The sequence below is a fragment of the Pseudomonas sp. EMN2 genome (assembly GCF_009650555.1).
Lineage (GTDB): Bacteria > Pseudomonadota > Gammaproteobacteria > Pseudomonadales > Pseudomonadaceae > Aquipseudomonas > Aquipseudomonas sichuanensis.
The window spans coordinates 199,637-218,329 of record NZ_VZZR01000012.1 but is presented as its reverse complement, the minus strand read 5'-3'; the positions used below and the strand labels follow the sequence as shown (position 1 = coordinate 218,329).

The 18,693-nt window shown below is 62.7% G+C and carries 13 protein-coding genes; 6 read left to right on the top strand and 7 right to left on the bottom strand.

Going from position 1 to position 18,693, the window contains the following annotated elements; genetic code table 11:
* Positions 1 to 56: 56 nt before the first annotated feature.
* Together F6X61_RS05430 and F6X61_RS05425 are read right to left on the bottom strand one after the other, a co-directional pair.
* Entirely contained in the window at positions 57 to 1,034 is a 978-nt protein-coding gene (locus F6X61_RS05430; protein ID WP_016392223.1) for a dipeptidase, read from the bottom strand.
* 198 nt (positions 1,035 to 1,232) lie between these two features.
* On the bottom strand, positions 1,233 to 3,035 hold the full coding sequence (locus F6X61_RS05425; RefSeq protein ID WP_153785722.1) for a metallophosphoesterase: 1,803 nt from the start codon (positions 3,033 to 3,035) through the stop codon (positions 1,233 to 1,235).
* Positions 3,036 to 3,221: 186 nt separating this feature from the next.
* Between F6X61_RS05425 and F6X61_RS05420 the strand changes: the two genes are divergently transcribed.
* Positions 3,222 to 3,623, top strand: a complete 402-nt coding sequence (locus F6X61_RS05420) for a lysozyme inhibitor LprI family protein (protein ID WP_153785721.1) — start codon at positions 3,222 to 3,224, stop codon at positions 3,621 to 3,623.
* A 55-nt stretch (positions 3,624 to 3,678) separates the two neighbouring features.
* Here F6X61_RS05420 and F6X61_RS05415 read toward each other — a convergent pair whose 3' ends face one another.
* Positions 3,679 to 4,623, bottom strand: coding sequence for a GlxA family transcriptional regulator (locus F6X61_RS05415; RefSeq protein ID WP_153785720.1), 945 nt, complete (start codon positions 4,621 to 4,623; stop codon positions 3,679 to 3,681).
* A gap of 146 nt (positions 4,624 to 4,769) precedes the next feature.
* Here F6X61_RS05415 and choX point away from each other — a divergent pair, with 146 nt between their 5' ends.
* The 4 genes from choX to F6X61_RS05395 all read left to right on the top strand — a co-directional run bounded on the left by choX (position 4,770) and on the right by F6X61_RS05395 (position 8,279).
* Complete coding sequence (gene choX / locus F6X61_RS05410; RefSeq protein ID WP_153785719.1) at positions 4,770 to 5,714, top strand: choline ABC transporter substrate-binding protein; 945 nt, start codon at positions 4,770 to 4,772, stop codon at positions 5,712 to 5,714.
* 108 nt (positions 5,715 to 5,822) lie between these two features.
* Positions 5,823 to 6,707 carry a 3-keto-5-aminohexanoate cleavage protein gene (locus F6X61_RS05405; protein ID WP_153785718.1) on the top strand — a complete coding sequence of 295 codons (885 nt, stop codon included), beginning with the start codon at positions 5,823 to 5,825 and terminating at the stop codon, positions 6,705 to 6,707.
* Between the two features lie 125 nt (positions 6,708 to 6,832).
* Entirely contained in the window at positions 6,833 to 7,798 is a 966-nt protein-coding gene (locus F6X61_RS05400; RefSeq protein WP_153785717.1) for an L-carnitine dehydrogenase, read from the top strand.
* Positions 7,799 to 7,808: 10 nt separating this feature from the next.
* Positions 7,809 to 8,279, top strand: coding sequence for a thioesterase family protein (locus tag F6X61_RS05395; RefSeq protein WP_153785716.1), 471 nt, complete (start codon positions 7,809 to 7,811; stop codon positions 8,277 to 8,279).
* Positions 8,280 to 8,328: 49 nt separating this feature from the next.
* Here F6X61_RS05395 and F6X61_RS05390 read toward each other — a convergent pair whose 3' ends face one another.
* Positions 8,329 to 9,930 (bottom strand): reprolysin-like metallopeptidase, encoded by a 1,602-nt coding sequence (locus F6X61_RS05390; protein WP_153785715.1) that lies wholly within the window; start codon positions 9,928 to 9,930, stop codon positions 8,329 to 8,331.
* 356 nt (positions 9,931 to 10,286) lie between these two features.
* On the opposite strand from F6X61_RS05390, the gene F6X61_RS05385 reads away from it, so the two are divergent.
* Complete coding sequence (locus tag F6X61_RS05385; protein ID WP_125462261.1) at positions 10,287 to 10,544, top strand: hypothetical protein; 258 nt, start codon at positions 10,287 to 10,289, stop codon at positions 10,542 to 10,544.
* Positions 10,545 to 10,687: 143 nt separating this feature from the next.
* Here the strand turns inward: F6X61_RS05385 and F6X61_RS05380 are convergent, their stop codons facing one another.
* Genes F6X61_RS05380 through F6X61_RS05370 form a run of 3 tightly spaced genes read right to left on the bottom strand, consistent with a single transcriptional unit; the run spans position 10,688 to position 18,002 of the window.
* Positions 10,688 to 12,355 carry an ABC transporter ATP-binding protein/permease gene (locus F6X61_RS05380; protein WP_153785714.1) on the bottom strand — a complete coding sequence of 556 codons (1,668 nt, stop codon included), beginning with the start codon at positions 12,353 to 12,355 and terminating at the stop codon, positions 10,688 to 10,690.
* On the bottom strand, positions 12,352 to 15,138 hold the full coding sequence (locus tag F6X61_RS05375; RefSeq protein ID WP_153785713.1) for a M16 family metallopeptidase: 2,787 nt from the start codon (positions 15,136 to 15,138) through the stop codon (positions 12,352 to 12,354). The genes F6X61_RS05380 and F6X61_RS05375 overlap by 4 nt, the downstream gene beginning before the upstream one ends.
* Positions 15,139 to 15,164: 26 nt before the next feature.
* On the bottom strand, positions 15,165 to 18,002 hold the full coding sequence (locus F6X61_RS05370) for a TonB-dependent receptor plug domain-containing protein (protein WP_256671298.1): 2,838 nt from the start codon (positions 18,000 to 18,002) through the stop codon (positions 15,165 to 15,167).
* Positions 18,003 to 18,693: the final 691 nt, after the last annotated feature.

Below are 18,693 nucleotides of genomic sequence, written 5' to 3'. Positions count from 1 at the left end.
TTTTTGTTGGGAGGCCCCGGCGTTGCTGGCCGGGGTTTTCAGGCTTGGAGTGCGGCTTACTCGCCCCACACATCCTTGAGGACGTTGACCCAGTTCTCGCCCATGATCTTGCGTACCACGCGCTCGGAATGGCCGCGCTTGAGCAGGGTCTCGGTGAGGTTGGGGAACTCGCCGACAGTACGAATGCCCAGCGGGTTGATGATCTTGCCGAAGTTGGTCAGGCGACGGGCGTAGCCCTTGTCGTGGGTCAGGTACTCGAAGAAGTCCTGGCCATGGCCCTGGGTGAAGTCGGTGCCGATGCCGATGGCGTCTTCACCGACGATGTTCATGGTGTACTCGATGGCCTCGGCGTAGTCGTCGATGGTCGAGTCGATGCCCTTGGCCAGGAACGGCGCGAACATGGTCACGCCGACGAAGCCGCCGTGGTCGGCGATGAACTTGAGCTCTGCATCGGACTTGTTGCGCGGGTGCTCCTTGAGCCCCGACGGCAGGCAGTGGGAGTAGCAGACGGGCTTTTTCGATTCGAGGATGACTTCCTCGGAGGTCTTGGAGCCGACGTGGGACAGGTCGCACATGATGCCGACGCGGTTCATTTCGGCGACGATCTCGCGACCGAAGCCCGACAGGCCGCCGTCACGCTCGTAGCAGCCGGTGCCGACCAGGTTCTGGGTGTTGTAGCACATCTGCACGATGCCCACGCCCAGCTGCTTGAACACGTCTACATAGGCGATCTGGTCTTCGAACGCATGGGCGTTCTGGAAGCCGAAGAGGATGCCGGTCTTGCCCAGTTCCTTGGCCTTGCGGATGTCGGCGGTGGTGCGCACCGGCATCACCAGGTCGCTGTTGTCGCGGATCAGCTTCTGGCTGGCGGCGATGTTGTCGACGGTGGCCTTGAAGCCCTCCCACACCGACACGGTGCAGTTGGCCGCGGTCAGCCCGCCCTTGCGCATGTCTTCGAACAGCTCGCGGTTCCACTTGGCAATGATCAAACCGTCGATGACGATGCTGTCGGCGTGAAGTTCGGCTGGGCTCATCAGGCTGTCCCCTTTTATTGAGTTTGCTGGCGCCAAACCTTGTGTCGGCGCTTTGGGGCCAGCATATGCCTGCGGCTGACGACGCCCCGATGCAAAAACGACAGGGGGTTTGCCGAAAGCGTCAATCGAGGAACAAAGGGCGCAGGCCCTGAGCGAGAGGGCCTGCTATGCAGCTATCGGGGGGGTGAGTAGCGCTAGCTATAGAGGGCGCCAAACCATCTCGATTCGGTCGTTCACTTGTCCCGATTGATAAAACTCTACACCTGAAGGAAGCGGCCCTGGCGTGATGAAGCTTGGAATATCCAAATCGCCTTGAAAATTCGTACTTCTGTAATCCCAAAAAAAGGAAATACGATTTTCCGTTTCAAACCTGAAAATAGAACCCGGTTTAAAGCCAAGAATTTTGGCCGAGGATGTTTTGTATTTCCACCCTGCCCCGCAGTCCTTTTCGACATCAACGGCTTCATACTGCCTAACGCGTATCGAGCATTTTTGCCCGCCAAAATTCTCGTGCTCGTACAGCTCTATGGTGTTCCACTCAACATTATAGGCAGCAGCCTTCAAATTATCATTCATGCTTCCGCCGCTGGAACTCATGACCAATCCGTTAGGCAGCGACGGCGTACCATTGAAGGTGTCCAGATTAAAGGACCCGGAATAATTCCCTCTTATGCATCGAGTCTCTCCCATCCGCCCCATGAAGCAAAGTTCTGACCCCGCAGCAAACCCGTCAACTCGGGCCGAAGAATTACTATATCCAAAATTAAACAAACAAGGAAAAGCTTGACCCGCCTTGGTCTCGCGATCGCTCAAAATAAACTTACAACTCGCCCCTTGACGATTTTCATGCTCATAAAGCGTAATTACTACATATTCTTTCCGCTCCTGTCTTCGTATGTCCACCACGGACGGCGCTCGCGGCCCTTGGTCGAGCAACACCGGCTCTACAGACAACTGCATACTAGTCCAATTAAATTTTAAGCGCAGATAGCTCTTCGCCAACAATCCGCCACTCAGAAAAACAGGAACATCGCCTCGGCTCGAATAACGGCCAATGCTGTTGTGGAAATGTCCCGCGAAGATGGCAGTGACGTTATAGTGGCTAACGAGCTCAGCGAACCAGGCGGCATTCAGATCATCCGTGACCCAGCCAGTGGGCTTGTGCATATTGATGATGATCGCTTCACCCCGCTCCGAGGCAATCCGAAGATCATCCTGCAACCACTGCATGGAACTCGTGATGTCGAAATAACGTCTCGGTTTTCCAGTGGAGTTGCCACCGGTGGAGAAAGAACGCGTATAGAAGGGTTCCTGATTCAGCTGGATGATATGGACACGCCCAACCGTCACCGAATAGGCGAGAGAGCCTATGTGGCGATTACCGGAGACGTACTGGTAGTCAAAGGCATCTTTGGGGTTTATCGCCTGCACCCAAGTGATGAGATCACAGACAGAGTCGCGCGCGCAGCCATTGTTTTCGCAATCGTTGACATTATTGTCATAGTCATGATTCCCCAGCCCTGGCAGAAATAATGGCCCCCCGACACCGCCCGGCAAGTAGTTCTTCAAGTAAAACCGAGTGGTCCTCCGCTCCCCGCCATGACCGAATTCGGTCAAATCGCCATTTATGATGAAAGGCACATAATAATTTACCGCACTGCGTTCGGCAGCGATGGCTTGGAAGACCGGTACAACAGCGTTCGGCCATCTGTCATCAATATTTTCATTATAGGGACTACGCGAGGACATATAGCGATACGCCTGCGGGTCGGAACCGATGATCATCAGCTGCGTATTATTTGGATAAAAAGGTAGCAGATTCCACCCTGGCTTCATGAATTCCGCGAAGGTTTCCGAATCACTGTCACATCCCACCGCGGCTTGCGGCGAGGCAACCTTGATCGCTTCCTTTTCAAGTGCGGCGGCAGTGCAATTCATCAGCAATGTCGCGCTGATTATCATCATCCCTCGCCAGAACATTGCTTTGCGTTCGCTTAACATGGCGGTCACTCCGATAGGCAGGCTCCTGATCACGCTATGGGAAGAACGAGCATCGAGAAACTGGCATTTTTATCAGGTACATCCACCAAAACCGATCGAATGCATTCATTTTTTCACTGTTCGAGCCCGTCACTCTGGGCGAGAATCGCCGTCGGCTTCGTTAACGCCCGTTCCAGGAGATGACCGATGAAAGCAATCAGATGGCTGGTACTGCTGGCCGTCGCGTGCGGTGCCCACGCCGCCGAGGAAGAAAGCACGCCCTGCGACAACGTCGAGAGCGACCAGCAGACCTATGCGTGCGCGGCCTATAACAAGCAAACCGCCGAGCGCGAACTGAAGGCTGCTTATGACGACTTGATCCAGCGCATCCGCGATCAATATGCGGACGAAAGCGACAAGGCCAGCGCGCTGACCGGACGCATGGAGGCAGCCGAGAAGCTGTGGGCGCAGCTGCGCGATGCCGACTGCAAGGTCGAGACCTATGCCGAGAAACCTGGCAGCAAGGCCTTCGAGGCGGCTTGGAATACCTGCGTGGCGCAGCGTAGCGATGAGCGCTCCGAATACCTGCAGGGGATTGGCCAGCAGTAATCCTGCTCCGGCCCTTTCGCGGGTTTACCCGCGAAGAGGCCGGTGCAGGCGAACATCAAACTACCTTGGCCAGCCTGTCCTCCCTCGGGCACCGCTCGAACCGCGCCCGATAGCACCGCGTGAAATACGACGCCGACTCGAACCCGCACGCCACCGCCACTTCCAGCACACTCATGTCGGTCTGGCGCAACAGCTGCCGGGCCTTGTCCAGGCGCAAGCGCAGGTAGAAACCACTGGGCGTGTCGTCCAGGTGCAGGCGGAACAGCCGCTCCAGCTGGCGCCGGGTGACCTGTATCGCCTCGGCCAGCACCTGGGTGTTGAGCGGCAGCTCGGTATTGCGCTCCATTTCGCCGATCACCTTCACCAGCTTCTTGTTACGCAACCCATAGCGGCTGGCGATCTGCATGCGCTGGTGGTCCTGGCGCGGGCGGATGCGGCCGAGCACGAACTGCTCGGACACCTGCACCGCCAACTCGCTGCCATGGGCCTGGGCGATCAGGTCGAGCATCAGGTCGATGGACGCGGTGCCGCCGGCACAAGTGATGCGTCGGCGGTCCAGTTCGAACAGTTCCTGGGTCGCCTGCAGGCGCGGATAGCGCTCCTTGAAGGCCTCGAGTGCCTCCCAGTGCAGGGTGGCGCGATAACCATCGAGCAGGCCGGCCTCGGCCAGCACCATGGCGCCCGTGTCGATGCCGCCCAGCACCACGCCTTCATGGTCAAGGCGGCGCAGCGCCTGCTGCAGTGCCGGCCCATAACAGGCCAGCGGTTCGAAGCCGGCCACCACCAGCAGCAGGCGCACCTGTTCATCCTCGCCCAATGCACCATCGGCATTCACCGACATGCCGTTGCTGGCCTGCACCGCCCCGCCATCGAGGCTGAGCACGCGCCACTGGTACAGCGCGCCACGAAAGCGATTGGCCACCCGCAGCGGCTCGATGGCGCTGATGAAGCCCATGGCCGAGAAGCCTGGCAACAAGAGGAAATGCAGCGTTTCCGACATTCCATGCTCCCCACCAAAAGTGGTCGCCTGCGTGCAAGTGTTGGTCGCCAGAGTGCGATTTCCCGGCCCGTCACCAGCGTAGCGTGTTCTCACGGCCCGCAGAGGCCGGAACCCATAACAATATGCACTGCCGATGGAGAGCCACCATGCAACGCTTTATCCGCCGCAGCCTGTTGTCCCTCGCCCTCAGTTCCACCGTGGTATCCCCGCTCTTCGCCGCTGAACCCGCCGCCTGCAAGGACGTGCGCCTGGGCGTGGTCAACTGGACCGACGTGATCGCCACCAGCGCCATGGCTCAGGTGCTGCTCGACGGCCTGGGCTACCAGACCAAGCAGACCAGCGCCTCGCAGCAGATCATCTTCGCCGGCATCCGCGACAAGCGCCTGGACATGTTCCTGGGTTACTGGAACCCGATCATGACCCAGACCATCACCCCGTTCGTGGCGGCCAGCCAGGTCAAGGTGCTCGACAAGCCGAGCCTTGAGGATGCCCGCGCTACCCTGGCGGTGCCGAAGTACCTCGCCGACAAGGGTTTGAAGACGTTCGCCGACATCCACAAGTTCCAGAAAGAGCTGGGCGGCAAGATCTACGGCATCGAGCCGGGTTCCGGCGCCAACACCCAGATCAAGGCGATGATCGCCAAGAACCAGTTCGACCTGGGCAAGTTCCAGCTGGTCGAGTCCAGCGAGGCCGGCATGCTCGCCGCGGTCGACCGCGCCGTGCGGCGCAACGAAGCGGTGGTGTTCTTCGGCTGGGCGCCGCACCCGATGAACGTGAACATCGACATGGTCTACCTGGGTGACAGCCAGGACGCCCTCGGCCCGGACGAAGGCCGCGCCACGGTGTGGACGGTGACCGCGCCAGACTACGCCGAGCGTTGCCCCAACGCCCACCGCCTGCTGACCAACCTCAGTTTCAGCGCCGAGGACGAGAGCCGCATGATGCAGCCGCTGCTCGACCACAAGGATGCGCTGGAATCGGCCCGCCAGTGGCTCAAGGACCACCCCGAGGACAAGGCCCGCTGGCTGGAAGGTGTGACCACCTTCGACGGCAAGCCGGCCGCCGACAACCTCAAGCTCACTGCCAACTGATCCGGCCCCATCGCGGGGCAAGCCCGCTCCCACATATGTACACGCCACCTGCGTGGGAGCGGGCTTGCCCCGCGATAGGGCCCTGACAGACACACAAGGAACATAAACATGAACCACGACGTCATCATCACCTGCGCCCTCACCGGCGCTGGCGACACAGTCGCCAAGAGCCACCTGGTCCCGGTCACCCCGAAACAAATCGCCGAAGCCGCCGTGGAAGCCGCCAAGGCCGGCGCCACCGTGGTCCACTGCCACGTCCGCGACCCACAAACCGGCCGCTTCAGCCGCGATGTGGCGCTGTACCGCGAAGTGATGGAGCGCATCCGCGAAGCCGACGTGGACATCATCGTCAACCTCACCGCCGGCATGGGTGGCGACCTGGAGATCGGCCCGGGCGAAACCCCCATGGAGTTCGGCGCCGGCACCGACCTGATCGGCCCGCTGGAACGCCTGGCCCACGTCGAGGCGCTGCTGCCGGAAATCTGCACCCTGGACTGCGGCACCCTCAACTTCGGCGACGGCAACGCCATCTACGTCTCCACCCCGGCGCAACTGCGTGCCGGCGCCAAGCGCATCACCGAGCTGGGCGTCAAAGCCGAACTCGAGATCTTCGACACCGGCCACCTGTGGTTCGCCAAGCAGATGATCAAGGAAGGCCTGCTGGACGACCCGCTGTTCCAGCTGTGCCTGGGCATCCCGTGGGGCGCGCCGGCCGACACCACGACGATGAAGGCCATGGTCGACAACCTGCCCGCCGATGTGACCTGGGCCGGCTTCGGCATCGGCCGCATGCAGATGCCGATGGCCGCCCAGGCGGTGCTGCTGGGCGGCAACGTGCGGGTGGGGTTGGAGGACAACCTGTACCTGGACCGTGGTGTGCTGGCCAGCAACGGTCAGTTGGTGGAGCGCGCCGCCGAGATTATCACCCGCATGGGTGGGCGCGTGCTCAGCCCGGCCGAAGGCCGGGAAAAGATGAACCTCAAGCGTCGCTGAGCCGTGGGAGCGGGCTTGCCCCGCGATCACCGGCGTTGCCGGTGCCATCCATCGCGGCGTCTGCTTCGCGGGTAAACCCGCTCCCACAGGGCCCGCGCCAATATCAAGAACATAGAGAGCCCGATATGCCTTTTATCACCGACATCAAGACCTTCGCCGCCCTGGGTAGCGGCGTCATCGGCAGCGGCTGGGTCGCCCGCGCCCTGGCCCACGGCCTGGATGTGGTCGCCTGGGACCCGGCGCCCGGCGCCGAGGCGGCGCTGCGCAAACGCATCGCCAATGCCTGGCCGGCGTTGGAGAAGCAAGGCCTGGCCCCCGGCGCCGCGCAGGATCGCCTCAGGTTCGTCGCCACCATCGAGGAATGCGTGCGCGACGCCGACTTCATCCAGGAAAGCGCCCCCGAGCGCCTGGACCTCAAGCTCGACCTGCACGCCAGGATCAGCGCCGCCGCCAAGCCGAACGCGATCATCGGCTCCAGCACCTCGGGCTTGTTGCCCAGCGAATTCTACGAGTCGGCCACCCACCCCGAGCGCTGCGTGGTCGGCCACCCGTTCAACCCGGTGTACCTGCTGCCGCTGGTGGAGATCGTTGGCGGCCGCAACACCAGCCCCGAAGCCATCGAGGCGGCCAAGACTGTCTACACCGCGCTGGGCATGCGCCCGCTGCATGTACGCAAGGAAGTCCCGGGGTTCATCGCCGACCGCCTGCTCGAAGCGCTGTGGCGCGAAGCCCTGCACCTGGTCAACGACGGCGTCGCCAGTACCGGCGAAATCGACGACGCGATCCGTTTCGGCGCAGGCCTGCGCTGGTCGTTCATGGGTACTTTCCTCACCTACACCCTGGCCGGGGGCGATGCCGGCATGCGCCACTTCATGGCCCAGTTCGGCCCCGCGCTGCAGTTGCCCTGGACCTACCTGCCGGCACCGGAGCTGACCGACAAGCTGATCGACGATGTGGTCGACGGCACCTCTGAGCAGTTGGGCGAGCGCAGCATCGCCGCGCTGGAACGCTACCGTGACGACACCCTGCTGGCGGTGCTGGAAGCGGTGAAGAACAGCAAGGCCAAGCACGGCATGGCCTTCGGCGACTGAGGAGACGACGATGCCCGCACTGACCACCTATCGCACAGCCGTGCTGCCCGACTGGGTCGACTACAACGGCCACCTGCGCGACGCCTATTACCTGCTGATCTTCAGCTATGCCACCGACGCGCTGATGGAGCGCATCGGCCTGGACGCCGACGCCCGTGGCCAGAGCGGGCATTCGCTGTTCACCCTGGAGGCGCATATCAACTACCTGCACGAGGTGAAGCTCGATACCGAGGTATGGGTGCAGACGCAGATCATCGGCTTCGACAAGAAGCGCCTGCACCTGTACCACAGCCTGCACCGGGCGGGGTTCGACGAGGCGCTGGCAGCCAGCGAGCAGATGCTGCTGCATGTGGACCTGGCGGGGCCGAAGTCGGCGCCGTTCGGGCAAGGCACCATCACCTGCTTGCAGAACATCGTCGATCAACAGAAAGAGGAAGTACTACCGAGGCATGTTGGCAGGACCATAAGCCTTCCGGCGTGAGGGATACCCGTTGTTCAGCTCATCTGAACAACGGGAGACACTAACGTGCTCAGTGGCCCATGAAACTGCTACCCACGAACCGCAAGCGATCATTTGCAGGCCCCGCCCAGATTCGTTCCATGCCAGGGGGTAGTATCGGGGCCTTATCCATCGAAGGGATATTCAATTCACCGGTATACCCGGCATTCCCTTTGCTCCAGATAAGCGTCTCACCCCCGCTCTCGAGTGTTGCACGCGCACCTGGCACGAAACCTCGGATTTTCACCGAAGAAACCATGTCATTCCAGCCAGGGCCACAGTTTGCCAATACCGAAGACGATTTCGATCCAACATTCACGATCGTGCAAGAACGCCCTTCATAGTTCTCATGCTCGTACAGCGTGAACTCCATCGCAGGCGGGTAGAAGTTCTCGACAGTTTCCCTGCGTTCGTTGAAACGCCGGGCGGCGTCGTGATGATTGGTGGTTCCCATCGGAACCCCTTGGTATTGCAAGCGAGGATTGGAAAAAAACGGGATTGCGCCTGCGGTGCCGGTCATGATGGTCCGAAACGTAGGTGCCGTATTGTGACGGTAACCATGCATATAGGGTGGTTTGCGCTGTGCGTCACCTTCCGTCCATCCGTGACTCACGCCCAAATTATGGCCAAGCTCGTGTGCGAGGGAAGCTGGGCACGAAATGACCGAGTGTGCTTGAGCCTTGGAGGCAGTGAGCCAAGCCATCCCACAATTTTGACGTGCCGTTGAATACATTGACACGAGGTGCGCACCCAGAGCTTCCCGCCGCTTGAGCACTTCTCCCGCAAATGGCTGAGCCAGACGGATGTCATTCAGTTGCTGGGTATAGCTTCTGCCTGTCTCGTCATACTCCCCCTCATAGAACCCGGCCAACTCGTAAGTGACGCCGACATTACTGTTGATCATGTACTGGTTGGCATCATTGAGCGCATTCGCCAATACGAGCTTGTAAGTTGGAGTGGCCGCTTTTCGTTGGTTCGTCACCAAGAACAGCACGCGCAGAACACTGTGGGCTGACCCGTGAACTTTGCCGGGTGTGTCATCGACAGATCCAGCCATATTCGCCTGCAATGGCTCGGCGTCTTGCGGCAACTGCGACTCGTCGACCTTGATCAGAACCTGCTTGCCAGCGCCGAGGTCATCTATCCGGTAGCGCTGGCCGTCGACGATGACGCTGCCGACAACCGTATCCCCTTCCCGCGCAAGCGACAGGTAGTACAACGGGTCGATATCGATTTCCGCTGCCGACGACGATGCATGGGCCGATTTCCAATTTGATGGCTTGTAACCGACCCAGCCCTCGATGCCGGCCGTGATGGTGCTGAAATCCCGCAAGTGAAACTGAGCAGTCTTGCCATTGGGCATCGTCACCGCCAAGTCATGGGTCTGGCCGTTGACAAGCGCAGAGCTCAACTTGATGAATGTCACTTCCTGACTGGCCGGATCGGCCAGCACGCGGGCCAGATGACCATCCGCCGATCGTTTCAGTGTGTCGCGATCGGGTGTGGGCTCAAGCATGAATAGCTGTGGCGTCGCACTGGCAATGGAGACTGCCGGTGGTGGTGTTGCCGAACAGGCTGTCGACAGGAGCAGGGCGGTGCCTGCCGGTATTATCAAACTGAATAGCTTACGCATATGCCCTGATCCTACGAGGTTTGGTTTCCCGTAGCAGAGCAAAACTCACACAGCCCCGTCGCCTCACAGAGTTCCCAGTTGCATAACCGAAAAGGCGTTGTGCAGCCCCAAAAAAACAACCCCGCAAAGCCGTGAGCTTGCGGGGCCAAGAGCGAGCAACATCCACTGTGCGAGAGCGAGGGTGACCAAACCCTCAATGCCGTGAATGACTTCAGTGTGCTGGCTTCCCGGTGTCGCGATTTAGCCGTAAACGACCTGTTCTTAGCCAAAGCAGCCATCGCGACAATCTGCCCTTGCCGGGTTGTCGCAGGCGACACAGAATCGGTCGCAAACAACAGCAGCAGAGGACAACAGCCATGATGCATGCGGATCTGATTGATCAGGACGACCTGCTGGGCCAATTGCGCTCGCGGGGCTTCGACATTCCGGCCGGTGCCAGCGCCGAGCAGGCCTGCGAGGTAGTGGTGCGCGGGCTGACCGAACCCAATGCGCGCGCGCTCAAGGGCATGGTCGAGCAGATGTACACCGGCAGCGCGACTATTCTCCCGGCGGTGCGCCAGGCCATCGACAAGCAGTTGCTGCCAGCACTGGCGCAGTACAGCAAGCGCGCCTGACTTCCAATTTTCATTGGCCTTTTCGCGGGTAAACCCGCTCCCACAAGTACTGCACCCTCTTCAAGAACGATGCAGCACCTGTGGGAGCGGGTTTACCCGCGAAAAAGGCGACGCGGTGTCAGAGCCCCGACTTATCGCGAGGCTCACACCGCCTCCGGCACCTTCGCCAGCTCGAGCGTGCGATCGAACAACCCCGCCACCCCTTCCTGATGGGTCACCCCCACCACCGTACAGGCCGGCAGTTCACCCTTGAGCATCTGCAACAGCGCCTTGGCACTGGCCATGTCCAGCTGGCTGGTGGATTCATCCAGGTACAGCGTCTCGGGCCGGTACAACAAGGCCCTCGCCAAGCTCAGCCGCTGCTGCTCGCCACCGGATAACACCCGTTCCCACTCCTGCTCGTCGTCCAGGCACCCAGCCAGCGCGGCCAGACCTACCTTGCCCAACGCATCGATCAAGCGGCAGTCGGCGAAGCTGTCCAGCTGTGGATAAGCCAGCAGGTCGCGCAAGCGCATGCGCGGCATATAAGGCTTTTGCGGCAACAACAGGCTGCGCCCCGGCGGCAGTTGCCAGTCGCCCTGGCAATACGGCCACAACCCCTGCAAGGTACGCAGCAAGGTCGACTTGCCCAGCCCGCTACGCCCGGCCAGACGTAGCCAGTGACCGGGCTGCGCCTGAAGGTGCAGCCCGGCGAGCATCACGCTGCCGTCCGGCCGGCACAGGGTCAGGTTGCGCGTGCACAGGCATTCGCCGCGCGGCGCCGTGCCGAGTTGCCGGCGTGTGGCGACGATGGCCTGTTCGAACTGGTCGAGCCGCTCCAGCGCCGCGCTCCAGCGCACCAGCTTGTTGTAGAGCTTGATGAACCAGCTCAGTGAATCGTGCACCGCGTTGAAGGCACTGCGGATCTGCATCAGCCCGCCCAGGGTGATGGTCTTGGCCATGAACGCCGGCAAGGCGGCGAACACCGGAATGATCAGGCTCAGGCGCTGGTAGGCGACGGTGAACAGGCTCAGGTCGCGTTCGCGCCCCATCAGCTGCCGCCAGTTCTGCGCTATGGCCGCAAAGCGCTGCACCAGCTGCTGGCGCTCGACGGCTTCGCCGCGGTACAGGGCGATCTGCTCGGCATGGTCGCGCTTGCGCAAGAGGCTTGCGCGAAAGTCGGCCTCGCGGTGTTCGCGCTCGTAGTTCAGGCGGTGCAGCGGCCTGCCGATCACATGGGTCAACACGCTGCCGCACAAGGTGTAGGCCAGCACTATCCACACCAGATAACCGTGCACGGTCCAGGTTTCACCGAACAGGTTGAAGGTCTGCACCCCCGAGAGGTTCCACAGGATCACCACGAAGGCGCCGACCTGGGCCAGGTTGATCACCAGCGAGGCCACCAGTTCGATGGACAGGTCGACCATCACCTCGACGTCCTGGGCGATGCGCTGGTCGGGGTTGTCCGGCTCACCGCTCAAGCCCAGGCGATAGAACGCCTGGTCGGCCAGCCAGGCATCGACCAGGCGCCCGGTCATCGCCTGGCGCCAGCGCAGCACCAGGCCTTTGCGGATGTAGTCGAGCAACACGAAGATCAGCACGTAGGCGCCGAGGTACAGCGCGTACTGGCCCACCAGCCCGTACAGCGCGCTGGTGTCGAACGCGGTAAGGGTGTCGTAGAAGGTCTTGCTCCAGCTGTTGATCAGCACATTGATCTGCACCACCAGCAAGCCCAGGCCGATCACCGCAGCGAGCATCAGCCAGGCCATCCACTGGCCACGGTCGCGCCAGAACGGCCGGCACAGGCGATAGAAGATGCGCAGGGTGTTCAACGGGCCTGCTCCTGTGCAGCGACCGATGGCAGCAGGCGCAGTTGTACCTGGTTGGCGCGCGGGAACAGCTGCCGTGCCTGCTGCTGCAGCTCGGGCAGGGTCAGTGCCTCGGGCAGCTGTGCCTGGGTCTGCAGGTAGCGCGGATCCTGCCAGCGGCGGTCGCTGAGCACCAGGCGCTTGAACTGGGTCTGGGCATCGTCGCGGCGTTTGCTTTCCTGGCGCAACAGCTCGCGGCGCTCGCTCACCACCCAGGCTTCATCGACCTCAAGGCTGGCCAGGGTGCGCTGGGCCATGGTCCACAGTTCATCGACCCGCGCCGGGTCGCAGGTGAACGTCAGGCTGCTTTCGACGCGCTGGGTGTCGGGGTTCAACTCACTGTCGAAACTCAGCCGGTACACGCCCGAGGCCTCACCGCGCAGCTGCGCCTTGAGGCGCTGGTTGGCCAGGTCGCGGAGCACCGCCACACGCACGGCGGCGTCCGGGCTCCAGGGCTGCTCGTGGTAGCTGCTGGCCTGCACTACCGCCCGCGGCTCCAGGGCAATGGCCAGGTCGGCGCGGCGCTGGCCGGGCTGCTGCAGGGCGGGCTGGCTGTCTACAGGCAGCGCGTTGCGGGGGATGGTCGCCAGCAGTTGGCGCACCAGCAGTTGCAGCCGCTCGGCAGGCACGTCGGCCATCAGGTAGTAGGTCACCGGCGCACTGGCCAGGCGTAGCCAGTCGGCATCCAGTTGCTTGACGGTCAGGGCTTCGACCTCGCCAATCGCCGGCGCCTGCCAGTGGTCGGCGCCGTACTTGAGCTGGCGCTGTGCGGCCTCCTGGCGGCTGCGCACGTCATCGGGGCGGCTGCGCATACGTTGCAGCAGTTCGTCGCGGGAGTCTGCAAACAGCGCCGGGTCGATGCTCGCCAGCTGGCTGACGCGGTAGCTCTGCAACATCGCCTGCAGTTGCTCGGGCGGTACGCCCAGGCTCAGCTGCAGGCGCTGGGGTTGCTGGTCGAAGCTCAGCGTTGCACGTTGTGTCTGGCGCCAGTCGGCCAGGGCCTGCGGGGCCATGCCGACGGTGCCGCTGCGCACGGCCAGCTGGGCGGCCATCTGCAAGCGCCAGGCCGGCGCATCGGCAACGCGGTAGCCGGCGGAAGATTCAGCCTGCAGCACGGCCTTGCCGTCGGGGCCGGCACGTTTGAGCCAGACCAGGCGGTCGCCGTTACTCAGGCGCCAGTGCTCGACCTGCTGGGCGGGAAACGCCTTGCGCTCGATAATGCTGGCGGCTGCCGGCGCGGTCGCCAGCGTGAGTGCAGGCTTGGCGGGTACGACCGGTGCCTTGCGCACCGGGGCCTGCAGCGAGCGTTCGGCCAGCGCCAGTTGCTGCGCCTGCACTTGGGCGGCGCTGGGCAACGCCACCGCCGAGGTGCCCGGGGCACTGATCTGCAATACCCGGTCGGGGCTGGCCAACCACAGCCTCAGGCGGGCGTTGAGGTCGCGCAGGCTGATACTGCCCAGCACCTCCTGGTAGCGCCGGGTGGCCGCCACGCGATCGGTCAGCGGGCGATCCTGCACGGCGGCATTGTTCAGTTGCTCCACCCACTGTTCGAAGGTGCGTGGGGCCTGGTTGGCCAGGGTCTTTTTCGCCAGGTTGCGGATATGCGCACGCTCACGCGCAAGGTCAGCCTTGCCCAGGCCGTGCTGGCGCAGGCGCTCGATTTCGGTCAGCAAGGCTTGCAGCGCCTGGGTGTGGGCCTGGCCCTCGACGCCGGCCGCGATGCCCAGCACCGTGGAGTGCTCGCCGATCAGGGTCTTCTGCGCGGTCAGGCTGCGCACGGCGGCATCGCGGGGCTGGCGGCGCAGGCTGTCGACCAGGGCGGCCAGGGCCATGCGGTCGATCAAGCGTTCGCGCAGGGCGGCATGGGTGGTGCCGCGACTGTCCGGTTCATGCAGACGCAGCAGCAGCGCTACCTGGTTGCTGCCCGATTGCGGGTCCTGCAGGCGGAATACCTTGAGCTTGTCATCCAGCGGCAGTTCGCGCTGCGACCGACTGGGCACATCACCCGCCTTGGCGTCACCGAACGCCTGCTCGATCTGTGCCTTGAGCTGCTGCGGGTCGAAGTCGCCCACTGCCGACAGCACCATGTTGTTGGGCAGGTACCAACGCGCCTGGTAGGCCTTGAGGCTTTCCAGGCTGGCCGAACGGATGGCCGCCTCGTTGCCGATGGTGCGGTGCCCGGGGTAGGCCGAGCCGACCCGCTGCGAAGCGGTGCGTTGCTCGTTCATGCGCTGGGCCACGCCCAGTCCGCCGCGCCACTCCTCGATGACGATCGGCCGCTCACGCTCCAGGTCCGCCGCCGTGTAGTCGCGGGCGAACACCAGGTCGGCCAGGGCCTGTAAGGCTTGCGGGGCCTGGCGCACGCCGGCCGGCGGGCCGATCAGGTACTGGGTGCGTTCGTAGTTGGTCACGGCATTGAAGTTGCGCCCCTGCACCCAGCCCAGTTCGGTCATGCGCTGGCGCAGGTTGTGCTGGCCGCCGGCGCGGCTGTGGAAGGCCAGGTGCTCGACCATGTGCGCCACGCCGACCTGGTCGTCGGCTTCGTCCACGGAGCCGGCTTTGACCGTCAGGCGCAGGTCCAGCCGATTGGCCTGCGAGGTGTCGCGCACCAGGCGGTAGGCCAGGCCGTTGGCCAGTTGGCCGTGGACCACCCCGCTGTCCCAGGGCAGCGGCGCGTCAGGTTCGGGCAGCGACGCGCAGGCGCCGAGCAGCAGCGGGCCAAGCAGGCCGGCGAGGAGCTTTTTCATCAGGGCATCTCTTGTCGTGTGGGCGGTCAGAAGCGGTAGCCGACTTCCAGCCAGTACTGGCGGCCAACCTCGTAGGTGACCACGTTGACCGACTCGCGGCTGGCGATCTTGTTGACCTGGTCGGTGACGTTGGTGATGTCGACGTTGACGAAGAACGCCTGCTCCTTGCCGGTGGGAATGTCCCAGGCCAGGCGCATGTCCCAGGTCGGCGCGCCGGCGGTGGCGACGGTTTCGTAGCGGCTGTAGGTCTTGCCGTCGACTTCGGCGTCGGGGCTGACCTTGACCACCTGGTCGTAGGGGCCGCGATAGCGCAGGAAATTGCTGACCGCGAGGTTCCACTGCGGGATGTCGGTGATGGTCACCAGGCGCGCGGTCCAGGGCCGGTTGAAGTCACTGGCCGGCAGCTCTTCGTAGGCGACCAGATTGCCGTCGAACACCACCGGCTCGTTGTCGAGCTCTTCGCGGTCCACACCGGCCTCGTAGGTAGCGCCGTGCGCGCCTTTGCTGCGCGACCAGTCCAGGGCCAACTGCACACTGGTGCTGGTGCCCTTGAAGCGCAGCGGCTGCATGGGCGTCACGGTCAGGCTGAGGTTCTCGGTCTCGCTGGTGCCGGCGTTCAGGTAGGTGAAATAGTCCTTGCTGTAGCCGACCGGTACATCCTTCTCGTCCAGGTTGTAGTACGGCCGGGTGCGGTAGATCTGGTCATGGCCCTTGCGGTTGATGTACTTGAGCTGGAACTCGGTGTCGAACCAGCGCTGGTTGAGGCCGAGCATCAGCTCGTCGTCATAGGGGATGTCCATGGTCCTGAAGTTGCTCAGGTTCTGGTTGCGGCTGGCGAACTTCCAGTCTGCCGCCTGGTTGGTGCGGGTATAGCGCGTGGTGAAGGCCTGGCGGCCATCGGCCAGGCGGTACTTGAACAGGTTGCGCCCGTAATAGCGGTTGGCGCCGAACACCAGCACGGTGCTGCGGTCGCCGAAGAAGTCGTAGTCACCGGCAAAACGCGGCGCCAGGGTCTTCTTCTCCATGTAGTCGTCACCTTCGAAGCGCAGGCCAGGGCGCAAGGTGAGGTTGCCGTAGGCAATCTCGTCCTGGACGAACAGGGCGTACTTCTTCTGCTGCAGGTCCAGCTTGCCGGCACCGTAGACCATCATCGCCGAACCGTATTGGCGGGTCTGGTTGTTGAGCTGCCGGCCGATGGAGCAGTAAGGATCGCTGCCGCAGGTGGTGCCGTTGTCGCGCCTGAAGGTGGGGATCGACAAGGCGTCGTCCTCACGCTCCCAGGTGGCGCGCTGATAGCCCAGCTCCACGCCGGTGCTTACCGTGTGCAGCGAGGAGCCGAGGTTGAAGGTCTGCCAGTCGGCCTTGAGCTTGTAGTCGACACCGCGCTGGGTCTGGTACAGGTCGCCATAGCCGCCCTCGCCGCTACGGGCGGTGGCGCGGTCGGGGTTGCCCCAGTCCTTGCTGGTGGACCAGTACCAGTTGATCAGTTGGTCACTGTCGGACTCGCGCGAGGCATACAGGTTGGTCAGCGCCAGTTGCTGGGTCCAGCGCGCGCTGTCGCCTTCGTAGACCGACTTCAGCGAGCCCTGCCAGCCACCGTTGATGTTGGTGAACCCGGAGTTGCGCTCGTCCTCGCGAAAGTAGGTGTTCTCCTGCGGGGCGTAGACGATGGAGGCGTCCAGGCTCAGGCGGTCGTTGACCGTCCAGTAGGTCTTGAGCAGAAAGTTGTCGAGGGCGCGGGTCTGCTCCTGCTCGTTGTCGTTGTTGGGGCTGTTGTAACCGTTGGCGTAGGTGCGCAGCGGCAGGTACGAGCGCTTCTGCGAGAAGTTGAGCAGCGCTCCGAAGTCCTGGGTGAAATGGCCTTCGAGGGTGCCGCGCAGGGTGGTCTTCTTGAACTCGGGCTGGTTCTTCTCGCTGGAGGAGTTCTCGAAGCTTTCCCGGTCGTCGCCGCTGATGTGATAGCGGGTCCACTCCGAGCGGCTCATGGCGTAGGAGATCTTGCCGTGCAGGTCCTGGCTCGGGCGCCGGGTGATGGCGTCGACCACGCCGCCGTTGAAGCCGCCGTATTCCACCGGCACGTTGCTGTCGTAGACCTTGATCTCTTCGAGCAGGTCGGCGTCCAGGGCGATGCCATGGGATCGGCTGGGCGAGGAGTCGAACTGGCGGGTCTCGTTGTAGCCGTGGGCGCCGGGGTCGAGGTCGTTGTTGATCGAGATGCCGTCGATCATGAAGTTGTTCTGGTAGAACTTGGCGCCGTTGATGCTGATGTCGGCCGGGTCGATCTCGCCGGGGGTGTTGGAGCTTTTCTGGTCCGTGCTGAACTGCACGTTGGGGTGCATCTGCAGCATCGTGGTGATGTCGCCGTTGGCACCGGGGAAAGCCTGGATGGCCTTGCGGTCGATCACCGTGGCGCCCATGAAGCTGTTCTCCTCGGTGTCGCCGAGGATCAGGGTGTTGTGCAGTTCGATGGCGCCAGCGTCGGCCTGCAGCAGGCGAAAGGACAGGGCGCCGTATTCGTAGTCCCAGGTGATGCCAGTGCCCTGCAGCAGCTGCGCCAGCGCCGCCTCGCTGCTGAGCTGGCCACTGATGGCGGTGGAGTGCAGGTTTTCCAGCAGGTCGGGGTCGACCGTTACCTGCAGGCCGCTCTGCTGGCCAAAGTTGATCAAGGCAATCGCCAGCTTCTGCGCGGGGATGTCGAATGAATGGACCTGGGCCAGCACTGCCCGCGGTGTTTCATCTTCAGCGTGAACAGGTGCAACGGCTGCGGCGCAGCACAGCCCGAGCAGGCCCGCACCGGCCATTTTCGTCAGGCGCAACGACCAACCCCGCGCATGGCGCGACTTGCGGCTTGTAATTTGAGTCATCCCACATCCCCGCCCCGGCAGTCGCCGGGCTGCAAAATTGAATACGAATCGCTATCAGTTGTTGCGCGCGGGGGAGAAGACGGGGCAGTTCAGTGGTTTTTCAGAAAATTGTGAAAAAAAGTTTTATGGCGGGGCAGATCGGCCGCTCCTACATCTGTTTCGGGCCAATTATTCCTGTGAGTGAAGTAGCGCCTGCCTTGGTGCATGCCTTGAGTCATGCGAGGCGGCGGCAACGCACACGCTGAAACCGCGTCGAACCAACAAGGCGGACAGTGATAACAGTGCAGGAGTGACTGGCCCGAAACAGATGTGGGAGTTGCGGTTCGCCGCTGCGACTTGCCAGCGATGCGCCGCGCGGGCGGCGCTCGATCTCATAGGCGCTGCAAGGCTTTCGGCGAACACCTGGTGGCCTTGACGCGGTCCGTCGCAAGGAATTGCCAGAAACCCGTGCGACATTTCCGAAAATGAAACCAAATCCTACAGCTCCGCAGGGCTTGGGACGTATCCTACGTAGCTTGCAGAAGCTTCGATGTTGTCGGTGGAATGCCTCAGGAATAACGTCCTCGGGTCGCCTTTTTGGCGATCGGGCGTGAGACACCCGGTTGGCATACGTAAGCACCGCTTGATGGTGGTCGTGCACGGGCAGGCTATGCCTGGCCGGGTTTTCCGTATGCCCCGGGTCTCACCCCGT

What these genes read in the sequence shown, in the direction of transcription:
- F6X61_RS05430 (WP_016392223.1), bottom strand. Translation starts at nt 1,034, where the DNA reads ATGAGCCCAGCCGAACTTCACGCCGACAGCATCGTCATCGACGGTTTG.
- F6X61_RS05425 (WP_153785722.1), bottom strand. Translation starts at nt 3,035, where the DNA reads ATGTTAAGCGAACGCAAAGCAATGTTCTGGCGAGGGATGATGATAATC.
- F6X61_RS05420 (WP_153785721.1), top strand. Translation starts at nt 3,222, where the DNA reads ATGAAAGCAATCAGATGGCTGGTACTGCTGGCCGTCGCGTGCGGTGCC.
- F6X61_RS05415 (WP_153785720.1), bottom strand. Translation starts at nt 4,623, where the DNA reads ATGTCGGAAACGCTGCATTTCCTCTTGTTGCCAGGCTTCTCGGCCATG.
- choX (WP_153785719.1), top strand. Translation starts at nt 4,770, where the DNA reads ATGCAACGCTTTATCCGCCGCAGCCTGTTGTCCCTCGCCCTCAGTTCC.
- F6X61_RS05405 (WP_153785718.1), top strand. Translation starts at nt 5,823, where the DNA reads ATGAACCACGACGTCATCATCACCTGCGCCCTCACCGGCGCTGGCGAC.
- F6X61_RS05400 (WP_153785717.1), top strand. Translation starts at nt 6,833, where the DNA reads ATGCCTTTTATCACCGACATCAAGACCTTCGCCGCCCTGGGTAGCGGC.
- F6X61_RS05395 (WP_153785716.1), top strand. Translation starts at nt 7,809, where the DNA reads ATGCCCGCACTGACCACCTATCGCACAGCCGTGCTGCCCGACTGGGTC.
- F6X61_RS05390 (WP_153785715.1), bottom strand. Translation starts at nt 9,930, where the DNA reads ATGCGTAAGCTATTCAGTTTGATAATACCGGCAGGCACCGCCCTGCTC.
- F6X61_RS05385 (WP_125462261.1), top strand. Translation starts at nt 10,287, where the DNA reads ATGATGCATGCGGATCTGATTGATCAGGACGACCTGCTGGGCCAATTG.
- F6X61_RS05375 (WP_153785713.1), bottom strand. Translation starts at nt 15,138, where the DNA reads ATGAAAAAGCTCCTCGCCGGCCTGCTTGGCCCGCTGCTGCTCGGCGCC.
- F6X61_RS05370 (WP_256671298.1), bottom strand. Translation starts at nt 18,002, where the DNA reads ATGACTCAAATTACAAGCCGCAAGTCGCGCCATGCGCGGGGTTGGTCG.